General features: G+C 63.8%; 11 protein-coding genes and 1 tRNA gene. 7 read left to right on the forward strand and 5 right to left on the reverse strand.

The genetic code is table 11. The features are described from left to right. Positions 1-74: 74 nt before the first annotated feature. From PE058_RS14095 to PE058_RS14105, 3 genes are all read right to left on the reverse strand, one after another. Positions 75-151: transfer RNA gene (locus PE058_RS14095), tRNA-Pro, on the reverse strand. Positions 152-255: 104 nt separating this feature from the next. Next, positions 256-633 (reverse strand): DUF192 domain-containing protein, encoded by a 378-nt coding sequence (locus PE058_RS14100; RefSeq protein WP_020086290.1) that lies wholly within the window; start codon positions 631-633, stop codon positions 256-258. A 286-nt stretch (positions 634-919) separates the two neighbouring features. Then, on the reverse strand, positions 920-1,522 hold the full coding sequence (locus PE058_RS14105) for a cold-shock protein (RefSeq protein WP_026868089.1): 603 nt from the start codon (positions 1,520-1,522) through the stop codon (positions 920-922). A gap of 548 nt (positions 1,523-2,070) precedes the next feature. On the opposite strand from PE058_RS14105, the gene PE058_RS14110 reads away from it, so the two are divergent. The 6 genes from PE058_RS14110 (at position 2,071) to PE058_RS14135 (ending at position 7,582) form a co-directional block, all read left to right on the forward strand. Then, on the forward strand, positions 2,071-2,511 hold the full coding sequence (locus tag PE058_RS14110) for a VOC family protein (protein ID WP_020086288.1): 441 nt from the start codon (positions 2,071-2,073) through the stop codon (positions 2,509-2,511). Between the two features lie 197 nt (positions 2,512-2,708). Continuing rightward, positions 2,709-3,515: a phosphoadenylyl-sulfate reductase gene (locus PE058_RS14115; RefSeq protein WP_020086287.1), complete on the forward strand. Its 807-nt coding sequence runs from the start codon at positions 2,709-2,711 to the stop codon at positions 3,513-3,515. Next, positions 3,512-4,417, forward strand: coding sequence for a sulfate adenylyltransferase subunit CysD (gene cysD, locus PE058_RS14120; protein WP_020086286.1), 906 nt, complete (start codon positions 3,512-3,514; stop codon positions 4,415-4,417). The genes PE058_RS14115 and cysD overlap by 4 nt, the downstream gene beginning before the upstream one ends. Further along, positions 4,417-5,970, forward strand: coding sequence for a sulfate adenylyltransferase subunit 1 (locus tag PE058_RS14125; protein WP_271028692.1), 1,554 nt, complete (start codon positions 4,417-4,419; stop codon positions 5,968-5,970). Before cysD ends, PE058_RS14125 begins: the two co-directional genes overlap by 1 nt. Positions 5,971-6,020: 50 nt before the next feature. After that, a complete protein-coding gene (locus PE058_RS14130; RefSeq protein ID WP_020086284.1) occupies positions 6,021-6,761 on the forward strand; it encodes a sulfite exporter TauE/SafE family protein in 741 nt (246 codons plus the stop codon). Between the two features lie 20 nt (positions 6,762-6,781). After that, the gene (locus PE058_RS14135) at positions 6,782-7,582 is read left to right on the forward strand and encodes a sulfite exporter TauE/SafE family protein (protein ID WP_020086283.1); all 801 of its coding nucleotides are present in this window, start codon (positions 6,782-6,784) and stop codon (positions 7,580-7,582) included. Between the two features lie 164 nt (positions 7,583-7,746). Here PE058_RS14135 and PE058_RS14140 read toward each other — a convergent pair whose 3' ends face one another. After that, positions 7,747-9,462, reverse strand: coding sequence for an NADPH-dependent assimilatory sulfite reductase hemoprotein subunit (locus PE058_RS14140; RefSeq protein WP_020086282.1), 1,716 nt, complete (start codon positions 9,460-9,462; stop codon positions 7,747-7,749). A gap of 90 nt (positions 9,463-9,552) precedes the next feature. Next, a complete protein-coding gene (locus PE058_RS14145) occupies positions 9,553-11,343 on the reverse strand; it encodes a diflavin oxidoreductase (protein ID WP_271028693.1) in 1,791 nt (596 codons plus the stop codon). 567 nt (positions 11,344-11,910) lie between these two features. Between PE058_RS14145 and pqqA the strand changes: the two genes are divergently transcribed. Then, positions 11,911-12,000 (forward strand): pyrroloquinoline quinone precursor peptide PqqA, encoded by a 90-nt coding sequence (gene pqqA, locus PE058_RS14150; RefSeq protein WP_020086280.1) that lies wholly within the window; start codon positions 11,911-11,913, stop codon positions 11,998-12,000. The last annotated feature ends 95 nt before the right edge of the window (positions 12,001-12,095 follow it).

The following is a 12,095-nucleotide window of genomic DNA, read 5'->3' on the forward strand; positions in this document are numbered from 1 at the left end:
CGAGAATTCAGAACGGCGGCGAAGCCGAAATTCAGAACGGCGCCACGAAAGGCGGCTAAATACATCGATACAAGTGGTCGGGGCAGCGGGATTCGAACTCGCGACTTCTTGCTCCCAAAGCAAGCGCTCTACCAGGCTGAGCTATGCCCCGACGAATTTTGTTGCCCGTTTCTACGGGCATTTGCGCGTTGCGGTCAACGCCCGCTCAAGCGGTGCGACATTCGCAAGGGGCCCCGGCGCTCGCAGCCTGCAGCTTCAGCGCGCCGCCGCCGATCCGAAATAAGGATGGCGGACCTTGTCGCCGGGCTTCAACCCCATGCGCTCGGCGGCGCCGCCTGCGATCTCGAGCACTGCCGTCACCGGGCCTTCCGACGATATGATCCGCTCCGACAGCGGCTCCGTGCGCGCCTCGATGCGATGCACGGTGCCATCGGCGCGGATGAAAACCATATCGAGGGGAATGTAAGTGTTGCGCATCCACATCGTCAGCTCGCGCGGAGAGCTGTGCTGGAACAGCATGCCTTTCGTGTCGGGCAGGCTGGTGCGGTACATGAGGCCGAGCGCCTGCTTCTCTGGCGTCGCGGCGATCTCGACGTCGAGCGCGTGAACCCCGCTCTGGGTAACGAGCTCCAAGCGTTCCTCTTTGGCAGCAGCGGACTGGCCAGGGGCTTCTTTCGAGCCCCCTGGATCGGCCCGGAGGGCAGCCCCCATGCTCGTGCCAACAAGAACGAGAAGGGCCGCCCCGAAGGCAGCCCCTCTTCCATACCGTATCTCAATCATCGATGCATCCGTCCCCGAGGAGCTGACGAACCTGCAGTCACCCAAAAGGCTGACCTCAAACTCCGCCCGCGCGCGGTAGACTAGCATCCGGCGATCCGGAAGGGCAGCGCCGAAGCGCTGCTCCCGGACCGAATGCCGGTCAGTGGGACGACGTGATGCCCGTGGTGGAGCCGTCGGGCTTCAGTTCGGCTGCCATGCAACCCTTGGAACCCATGCCCCAGCGGACCTGGACGGTCTGGCCAGGACGCAGCTCGGTGAAGCCGAAGCGGCGCAGCGTCTCCATATGGACGAAAATGTCCGGCGTGCCCTCGCCCTTGGTCAGGAAGCCGAAGCCCCGGACCCGGTTGAACCACTTTACGATCACGCGCTCCCAGTCGCTCTCTGGTTGTACGTGAACGTGAGTCCGCTGCGGAAGCAACGACGGATGAATGGCCGTCGACTCGTCCATCGAAAGAATGCGGAAAGCCTGCATGCCCTTCGGGCGGCGCAGAACCTGGCAATGGATCCGCGCACCTTCGTAGGCGGTCTGGTACCCGCCAGCCCGGAGGCATGTGACATGCAAAAGCACGTCCGTCAGCCCGTTGTCGGGAACGATGAAGCCATATCCCTTCGCTACGTCGAACCACTTAATGGTTCCAGCGATCTCGAATACTTCAAGACCACCCTCTTCCAGGCGCTCAAGATCGCCCTCAGCCAATACTCCGCCGCCCGGAAACTCCGGAGGTAGCTTGGAATCCCCCATAATTTTACCCCGCCTAACTTGGCCTACGTTGAACATTTATGCATCCCGGCCGCGGGAATACAGTCTTTGCCCTCAACATCGACTGCTCACGCGACTGGAACGAGCGAAGAATATCACCTGGGCTGTTCGAGGCTAGCCCCCCGTCCCATTGCGACACATCTGGAGGAGAGCCACTCACGGGGTGTCCACATGAGATCCTATCTGTAAACAACTGAGTTGATTAACCCTTTTTTAGTATTCCAATGCTGCAGAAAAAATCTTTCCGGGCTTTGACGGCTGCCATCCCGCAGCACTGCGGACGTGGAATAATCGCTCCAAAGCGGCGCCGACCGGCGTGAGTGATTCGCGTCAGGAGGCCCGCCGATGGGGCATTGAACCCGCCCCCTGGGATGATTTGATGATGGGCTGGAAGGTCGCCGCGGCCTGGGGATAAATTGCCCGAAACCAGGTCAGTCTCGAAATTCGAATGATCCTTATGACTTGCCGTGCTCAGCTCCGAACGTTCACCGGGTGTTCCCGTGGCCGTTACGCAACACAGGGAGATCGTCATGCGCTATCTTCATACGATGATCCGCGTCCGCAACCTGGACGAGAGCCTGGCGTTCTATTGCGGATTGCTCGGTCTGGTTGAAGTCCGCCGCATCGAGAACCGGGCCGGACGCTTCACACTGGTGTTTCTCGCCGCGCCCGCCGACCAGCCGAAGGCGGGTGCCGAGCGGGCGCCTCTCATCGAGCTCACATATAACTGGGACCCCGAGGATTACGGCTCGGCTCGGAACTTCGGGCATCTCGCCTTCGAGGTGGACGACATCTATGCCGCCTGCGCCAAGCTCGCAGCCGGCGGCGTCACCATCAACCGCCCACCGCGCGACGGTCGCATGGCGTTCGTGCGCTCGCCCGACCTCGTTTCCATCGAGCTTCTGCAGAAGGGCGCGGCGCTTCCGTCCGCCGAGCCCTGGGCCTCCATGGCCAACTCCGGCACCTGGTAACTCCCATCTTGGGAGGGCGAAAAGCGTATCGCGGTTCGCTCCCATGCTGCTCCGCAAGAAACCGTTCCCACGATGGCGCCCTGGAGAACAATTTTTCTGCATCTCATGCATACTGGAATGATATCCTATTTTTATTTCTCCATACCCCTTTATTTAAGAAACTCATTTTATTAGCTTCCGGCCATCGGAGGACTTCCATGTCTCAGTCACAAGTTCGGGCGCGCGCCGGTGGCATCGCCGGGGCGACGAAAGATCTTTCTGCCTTCAAAGACGAGGGCGAAGGGCGCGCGGCAGCCCTCAACGAGACGCTTGCGGCGATCGACAGCCTCGAAGGCCGTCTTCATGCCATCGCGGACGCTATCCCCGGACGGGTCACCTTCTCGACCAGCCTCGGCCTCGAGGACCAGGCGGTACTGCACGCAATCGCCGCCACGGGACGCCCCTTCGACGTTTTCACGCTCGATACCGGCCGCCATTTCCCCGAAACGCTCGAAACGCTCGACGCGAGCGAGCTGCGCTATGGCCTCAAGATCCGCGTCGTGTTTCCGGAAGCGAGCGATGTGGAGATGCTGGTGGCCCGCGACGGCATCATGGGGTTCCGCCAGTCCATCGAAGCTCGCAAGGCCTGCTGCGACGTGCGCAAGGTGAGACCGCTCAACAAGGCGCTGGCTGGCGCGGACGGCTGGCTGACCGGCCTCAGGCGCGATCAGTCGGCGGGCCGCGCGCTTGTGCCGTTCGCGGTCTGGGACGCCGAGCACAGCCTCGTGAAGCTCAACCCGATCGCCGACTGGAGCCTCGAGACGCTCGAAGCCTACATCGCCGAGAACGGGGTTCCGGTGAACCCGCTGCATGCGCGCGGATTTCCGTCCATCGGCTGTCAGCCGTGCACGCGCGCCATCCGCCCCGGCGAGGATATCCGCGCCGGCCGCTGGTGGTGGGAGAACGAGGACGGCAAGGAATGCGGGCTGCACAATCGCCCGAAATCGAAAGAGACGCAGGCATGACGCAGCCCATTTCCCATCTCGACCTGCTCGAGGCCGAGAGCATCCATATTTTCCGCGAAGCAGCGGCGCAGTTCCGCAAGCCGGTGCTTCTCTATTCCATCGGCAAGGACTCGACGGTTCTCCTGCATCTCGCGCGGAAGGCGTTCTGGCCGGGCAAGCTGCCCTTCCCGACGCTGCACATCGATACCGGCTGGAAGTTCCGGGACATGATCGCGTTCCGCGACAAGACAGCTCGTGACTTCGACCTCGATCTCATCGTGCACACCAACGAGGACGGCGCGGCCAAGGGCATCAATCCGATCGACTACGCGCCGTCCGTCTACACGGATGTGATGAAGACGGTGCCGCTCAAGCAGGCGCTCGACAAGTACGGCTTCGACGCCGCTTTCGGCGGGGCGCGCCGCGACGAGGAGGCGAGCCGCGCCAAGGAGCGCGTGTTCTCGTTCCGCGCGGAAGGTCATCGCTGGGATCCGCGCCGCCAGCGGCCGGAGATGTGGCGGCTGCTCAACGGCCGCCTCGGCGCAGGCGAGACGGTGCGCGTGTTTCCGCTCTCCAATTGGACCGAGCGCGACGTGTGGCGCTACATCCTGCGCGAGAAGCTCGACGTGGTGCCGCTCTATTTCGCCAAGGAGCGCCCGACCATCATCCGTAACGGCCAGCTCCTGATGCGCGACGACGATCGTCTCGCGGTGAAGCCCGGTGAGGCCATCGTAAACCGGCGCGTTCGCTTCCGCACGCTCGGCTGCTATCCGCTCACGGCAGCCGTCGAATCCGATGCCGACACCATCGAAAGCGTCGTCGCCGAAACGCTCGGCGCGCGCACGTCCGAACGGCAGGGCCGCCTCATCGACCACGATCAGGCCGGCGCCATGGAGAAGAAGAAGCAGGAAGGGTACTTTTGATGTCGGCACATCCCAACGCCCTTCAGGACGCGAAGGTCAAGAAATCGAAGACGCTCAAGGTCGTTTCCGACCAAGCCGTTCCCTCGTCTCCCCCTGCCGACCTGTCGCGCATCGCGCCCGAGCTTTCGGGCATGCTGCGCATCCTGACGTGCGGGTCCGTCGATGACGGCAAGTCGACGCTGATCGGCCGCCTGTTGTGGGACGCAACCGACCTCTACGACGACCAGCGCGAGACGCTCGCGCGCGGCAAGAAGGTGGATGGCGGCAATCCCGATTTCAGCCTGCTCATGGACGGCCTCGTGGCCGAGCGCGAGCAGGGCATCACCATCGATATCGCCTGGCGCTATTTCGACACCGCGCATCGCCGGTTCGTCGTGATCGACAGCCCGGGCCACGAGCAGTACACGCGCAACATGGCGTCGGGTGCCTCGCACGCCGATGTCGCCATTCTGCTGATCGACGCGCGCCACGGCATCAAGAAGCAGACGCGCCGTCACGCGGCTATCCTCGATCTCGTCGGCGTGAAGCGCGTGATCCTCGCCGTCAACAAGATGGATCTCGTCGGCTGGTCCGAGGACTCCTTCCGCAAGATCGAGGCCGACTTCCAGACGCTCTCCTGGCGCTTCGGCTTCTGGGAGGCGATCGCCATTCCGGCGGCCGCCGTTTCCGGCGACAACGTCGCGCGGGCTTCCGAGAACATGCCCTGGTACAAGGGGCCGACCCTTCTGCAGCATCTCGAGGAGCTGCCGAGCCGCGGCACCGAGCCCAAGGGCCCCTTCCGCTTTCCCGTGCAGACCGTGCTGCGCGACAGCCGCAACGATTTCCGTGGTCTTGCCGGCACCGTGAGCGCGGGCAGCGTGCGCGTGGGCGAGACGGTGGTCGACGCGCTCTCGAAGCGCAGCGCCAAGATCCTGCGCATCGCCACCATGGACGGCGATTTCGAGCAGGCCTCGCAAGGCCAAGCTGTCGCGATCCAGCTCGACACCGATATCGACGTGGCGCGCGGCGCCGTCCTCTCCAAAGCCGATGCGCGGCCCGTCGTGGCGCGCAGCCTCGAAACGCGCATGGTGTGGCTCAGCGAAACGCCGTATGATCCGCGCGGCTCCTATCTCTTGCGCACCGCAACAGATCTCACGCCGGTCTCCAACCTCAAGATCCGCGCGCTTCTCGATCTCGAGACACTCGCAACCACGCCTTCGGCGGAGTGCGGTGCAAACGACATCGCGATCGCCGACATCGCGCTCGGGCGGCCGGCGGCCATCGACACATTCGGCGAAGCGCCGGAAACCGGCAGCTTCATGCTGGTCGATGCCATCACTGGCGCTTCCATCGCAGGGGGCGTCGTCACCGAAGCGAAAGCGCAGGCGGCCGAAGCGGACGAGAACACCTTCGTGCTCACGCGCGCCATGCTGGAGCGCGGCCTCAACGCCGATCTCGGCGATCGTCCGGAGACGGAAGCCGAGTTCCGCAGACGCGCAAACGAGGTCGCACTAATCCTCAGAGCGGCCGGCATAAATGTCGAGATCGAGAGTGCTCCCGACTATTCGATCTGATCTAAATTTGCTATCAGTTGGCGGCAATAACGGAGACGCCGCCCATCATCATGGATGACATCCTTCTTTACGTCGCCATCGGCTTTGTCGCCCAGATGATCGACGGCGCAATCGGCATGGCTTACGGCGTAACGACGAGCTCTGTTCTGCTCGGCATGGGCGTTCCGCCAGCCACTGCGAGCGCGTGCGTGCATGCCGCCGAGACGTTCACCACGGGCGCCTCGGGCCTTGCGCACTGGAAGCTCGGAAACGTCGACCGGCGGCTGCTGTGGCGCCTCGCGGTGCCCGGAATGATCGGCGGCGCGATCGGTGCCTACGCGCTCTCCGAGTTTCCGGGCGACACGTTGAAGCCCTTCATCAGTGCCTACCTCCTGCTGCTCGGTCTCGTCATCATCTGGAAAGCTCTCGCGAGGAAACCTCTCGCCGCACCCGCTCCGCGCTCCGTCGCGCCGCTCGGCTTCTTCGGCGGCCTTCTTGATGCGATCGGCGGCGGCGGATGGGGACCGATCGTAACGTCGAGCCTGCTCGGACAGGGCGCGACGCCGCGCTACGCGATCGGCTCCGTCAATCTCGCGGAGTTCTTCGTCACCTTGACGATCTCGACGACTTTCTTCCTCACGGTGGGGCTCAGCCTCTGGCCTATCATTGCGGGGCTGATCGTCGGCGGCGTGATCGCGGCTCCGTTCGCCGCGCTCGCGGCTAAGCACGTGCCCGCCAAAGTGCTGATGCTGGTGGTCGGCTGCGTGGTCGTGCTGCTCTCCGTCCGAACGATCTACCTCACCCTCCAGTAGCTTACGAGCGACGTGACCCGATGTTCGATCCCTCCATCCTCGCTCAATGGCCGCATATCATCGCGGGCGGTTTCGGCGTGGGCTTCCTCGTCGGCATGACGGGGGTCGGCGCGGGCTCGCTCATGACGCCGTTTCTCATCACGCACGTCGGGGTGCAGCCCGCGCTCGCAGTCGGCACCGATCTTCTGTTCGCATCGATCACCAAGGCGTCGGCCGCCGCACCTCACCACAATTTCGGAAACGTGAACTGGCGCATCGTCCGCTGGCTCGCCGCGGGCAGCGTTCCCGGCGCGCTTGCGATGCTCGCGCTGATCGAATGGCTCGAGCCCAACCTCGAGGTGATGGCGCACGTCATCAAGAGCGCGCTGGTTACGGCACTCCTCATCAGCTCCATCGCCATCCTGATCTATCCGTTCATCACCCGCGGCAAGTGGAAGGAAGGCGCGGAGCTCAACCATCCGATCCGTCCGCTTCCGACGTTGCTGCTGGGCCTGCTGCTCGGCTCGATCGTGACGCTGACCTCGGTCGGCGCGGGCGCCATCGGCGTCGTGGTGCTGACGCTGCTCTATCCCGCGCTCAAGACCCGGCACCTCATCGGAACCGATATCGTGCACGCGGTTCCGCTCACGCTCGTCTCCGGGCTCGGCCACCTCGGCATGGGGAACACAAATTTCACCCTGCTCGGCCTGCTGCTGCTCGGCTCACTGCCCGGCATCGCGATCGGATCGCGCCTCACCGGCAAGCTGCCGGAGTGGTTCCTGCGCGCGTCCCTCGCAGCGATCCTCGTGTTCGCGGCCTCCCAACTCTACGCGAAGCTCTGAGCGCTGCTCCCCGCCCCCAAATTGGCACGTGTCTGGATCCCGGTCTCCGCCCGGGATGACGTCCAGGTGTGGAAACGCGTGCACGGCCCGCTCCAACGGCTGACGGGCGCCTCTCCCGCACGGGAGAGGACGCTTCGTTGCTGGCCGCTAGTGAATAGTGCCGCTCAGACGAGCGTCACATCGCTGTGGAAGGTGTTGCCGCCGAGAGTGGCTTTCACGACACCGGCGCGGATCACGAAGTCGCCGAAGCGTTCGCCTTCCTGGCGCTCCTTTGCGTAGCGCAGAAACAACGGCTCCAGGAGCTCCACGATGCGGGCCTTGCCGACATCCTGCGCATAGAGCTTGTTGAGGCGTGTGCCTTCGTGCGCCGCGCCGAGGTAAAGGTTGTAAAGACCGGGCGCGCGGCCGACAAAGCCGATCTCCGCCATGTAGGGCCGGCCGCAGCCGTTCGGGCAACCGGTCATGCGGATGACGATATCGTCCTCGCGCAGGCCCGCCTTGTCGAGGCTGTCCTCGAGCGTCGTGATCAGCTCCGGCAGAAAGCGCTCGCTCTCGGCAAGCGCAAGCGCGCACGTCGGAAGCGCCACGCACGAGATCGAATTGCGGCGCAGGCCCGATGACGTCTTGATGTCGATGCCGTGCGCCTTGAGCGTAGCCTCGATCTTCGCCTTCTGCTTCGCACCGACGTTGCAGATAATGATGTTCTGGTTTCCGGTCAGCGAGAAGGTGATCCCGCCTGCCTGGGCGATTTCGCGGAGTGCCGTGCGCAGGTGCCGGTCTGGCGTATCCTTGATGCGGCCATTCTCGATGAAGAGACCCAGGTGCCACTTCTTGTCGGGACCCTGGTGCCAGCCGATGGGATCGCCCATGGATGTGAACTTGAATGGCCGCGCGTCACCGAGCTTGTAGCCGAGGCGCTTCTCGACCTCGGCGCGGTAGGCATCGGCTCCGAAGCGTTCGACCGTGTACTTCAAGCGGGCGTTCGCGCGGTTCTCGCGGTTGCCCCAATCGCGCTGCACGAGCATCACCTTCTCGGCCACGTCGATTGCCTGATCCGGCGTGCAGAAACCTATGACGTCGCCCGTGCGGGGGAAGGTTGCGGTATCGCCATGCGTCATGCCCATGCCGCCGCCTATGGAGACGTTCCAGCCCGCGAGCGCGCCCTTGGCATCGGTGATGGCGATGAAGCCCAGATCGTGCGCGAACACGTCCCCATCGTTGTGCGGAGGCACGGCGATGACGATCTTGAACTTGCGCGGCAGGTAGTGGACGCCATAAAGCGGCTCGGTGTCGGGCACGGCGGGGCGCGACATGTCCGAGACCTTCTCACCTTCGAGCCAGATCTCGTGATACGCGCTGGTCTTCGGGAGCAGGTGATCGCTCACCTTGCGCGCGAAATCGCCAGCCGCTGCGTGCACGGGCGACATGAACGGATTGGCGACGCACATCACGTTGCGGTTCACGTCTCCGCACGCCGCGATGGTGTCGAGGCAGGCGTCGTTGATGGCCTGCATGGTGCGGCGCAGGTTCGACTTGATCACGCCGTGATACTGGAAGGTCGCGCGCGTGGTGAGGCGCAGCGTGCCGTTGGCGTAGTTCCCGGCGATATCGTCGAGCTTCAGCCACTGCTCGGGCGAGACCAGGCCGCCCGGCAGACGCAGGCGGATCATGAAGCTGTACGCCTTTTCGAGCTTCTTCTTCGCCCGCTCGCCGCGCACGTCCCGGTGGTCCTGCATGTAGGATCCGTGGAACTTAATGAGCTGCGTGTCGTCCTCGGCGATAGCGCCAGTCTCCACGTGCGAAAGACCATCGGCGATGGTTCCGCGGAGATAGTGGCTCTCTTCCTTGAGGAACTCGTTCTTCGAGCGTTTGTCGGTCATGGGGGTCCTGGGCAGTGAGACGGCAAGCGATGCGGCAGCAGGGAAGGAAAAAACGAAACCGCTAGTTCCATCCGCCTGCTGCGCGCTGCCTTAATATACGTCGCGTTGATAGCGGCCGGCCTTGGCGAGATCCTTGAGCTTGGCGCGCCCTGCTTCCTCGTCGCCATTGGCCGTTTCGGCAAGAATGCGCGCAAGCGTGACGTCGACATCCTTGGCCATGCCCTTCTCGTCGCCGCACACGTAAATGTGGGCGCCTTCGTCGAGCCATTTCTGAAGCTCCGCGCGGCGCTCCCACAGGCGCGTCTGGACGTAGATCTTCTCCGGCTGATCACGGGAGAAGGCCACATCGATGCGCGAAAGCGTACCGGAGGCGAGGTGGTCCTGCCATTCGAGCTGGTAGAGGAAATCGTTCGAGAAGTTGCGCTCACCGAAGAACAGCCAACTCTTGCCCTTGGCGCCGGTCTCGGCACGCTCCTCGATGAAGCCGCGGTAGGGCGCGACGCCGGTGCCGGCGCCGATCATGATGATCGGGCGGTCTCCGTCGGCGGGCAGGCCGAAGTGGCGGTTCGGCTTGACGTAGATGCGGGCCTTGCCGCCGACCTTGCAGCGGTCGGCGAGATAGGTGGAGGTCACGCCCTTGCGCGCCCTGCCGTGAGACGACCAGCGCACCGCGCCGACCAGAAGATGCGCCTCGCCGGGATGAGCCTTGAGGCTCGACGCCACGGAATAGAGACGGCCCGGGAGCGGACGCAGCAGCTTCAGGAATTGATCGCCTGCGAGCTTCTCGGGGAAGCTCTCGAACAAGTCGATCAACTGGCGGTCGGCGGCGAAGCGCGCCAGTTCACCCTCTTCCAGCAGCTTGGCGACGCCCTTGCTGCCGGTGAGCTTGGCATAGGCGTCCACCAGCGGACGCGAGAGCGTGGTGATGTCGTAGCTCTCGACCAGCTTCTTCTTGAGAGCCGCGTCGCCTGCGAGGCCGACGGCCTTGAGCAGGTCTTCGGCCAGCTCCGGATCGTTCTCCGGGAAGAGGCCGATGGCATCGCCCGGCTTGTAGATGAAGCCCGGGTCCTCGACCGCAAACTCGGCGTGCCACGTCTCACGGGTGGAGCCGGTGCCGTTCAGGTTGATCAGCTCCGAGATCTCGGCCTCGGCGGGGTTCTCCGCGGTGAAGCGCGGCTCGTCGTCCTCGTCGGCGGCAACAGGCGCCTTGAAGTCAACATGCACGACCGTAGCCGATCCGGCGGGCTCGGCAGGCGCGATGGTCTCGAGCGCCTTGTCGGTCCAGGCAGCGGCGGCCTTCTGGAAGTCGAGGTCGAGGTCCACCCGGTCGGCCGCGCGGATGCCGCCCAGCGCTTCGAGCCGTTTGTCGACCTCGCGGCCGGTCTGGCAGAAGTTGACGTAGGCGGTGTCGCCGAGGGCGAGCACGGCAAAGCGCACCCCATCGAAGCGGGGTGCGTCCTCCGACAGGATCGCTTTATAGAAATCGGCCGCGCGCTGCGGCGGGTCGCCCTCGCCCCAGGTCGAGATATAGACGATGAGATTCTTGGCCTTCGCGAGCGTGGCGAGGTCGGCGTCGGCCATATCGACCACGCGCACGTCGAAATTCTGCTTTGCGGCCAGCTTCTTAGCCTTCAGCGCCAGGGTTTCCGCGTTGCCGGACTCGCTGCCATAGAGAATGGTGAGCGGCTGGCGCGGGCGGGGCGCCTGGGCAGCAGGGGCCACGGCGCCGACTGACTGTCCGTGGGCGGCATCCAGACCTGCGAGGAAACCCGAAAGCCAGCTCCGCTGCAGCGGCGTCGAGCGCTGCACGAGTTGGTTCAGCACGTTGATATCCTCGGCCGCGAACGGCGCGTTCTTCGGCAAAAATGGAACCGCGGTCACCCGCTCCTCCTCCATCACCCCTGGGAAACCGGCGCTTCGAATTGGCCTCGCGCTGCCGGTCTGATCATCCTAGCGGCCATTCGTAAAATTCGATCTACGGAGCCGCCGGCATTGATTGCCGGAGATACACCAACGTAGAAATTTTTTCCATGGCTTTAAGGTCGCGATGCCGTAATCGCAATGTCATTCCCCGTGATGCTTCTGTCTTAGACAATCATTGCGGACATATATCCGAAATCGTATCGCTTTTATGCCCCGGCCGCGGTTCGGGGCACAGGCTCACGAAGAGACCCGCCGACGCGCTCCTCATCCTTTGGTACGGCCAGGCCCCAGGGCCTCCTGCACGCCGTTAAGACCTCGCCCCGTCACACGAACTCGTGACGCACTGTTACTTTGCTCCGCAGGCGGCCTGTGGTTACTTACGGGCAAGGGGATCGTGCTTGACAAGCAAGGCTCGATCCGCAGACTGAGGCGGTCATAAAACGAAGACTGACGACCTCAGTGGGGGGCTCTTGGCGGAGCGCTCTTTCTGTAAAGCAGCTTGTCGCATTTTAAGGAGGAACCATCATGAAGACCTGGACCAAGCCCGCAGTTCGTGAGCAGGAAGTCGGCCTCGAAGTCACCAGCTACCTGCCGGCTGAGATCGACATCATCTAAATCGATCCGCTCGCAACGCGTTTGAGCAGTTCTGGCGCGGCGGTCGAACCCATCGGCCGCCGTAGTCATTTGGGGGCTTAGTCCGTTGAGGATCT

The sequence above is a fragment of the Hyphomicrobium sp. DMF-1 genome (genome assembly GCF_027886585.1).
In the GTDB taxonomy this organism is placed as follows: domain Bacteria; phylum Pseudomonadota; class Alphaproteobacteria; order Rhizobiales; family Hyphomicrobiaceae; genus Hyphomicrobium_C; species Hyphomicrobium_C zavarzinii.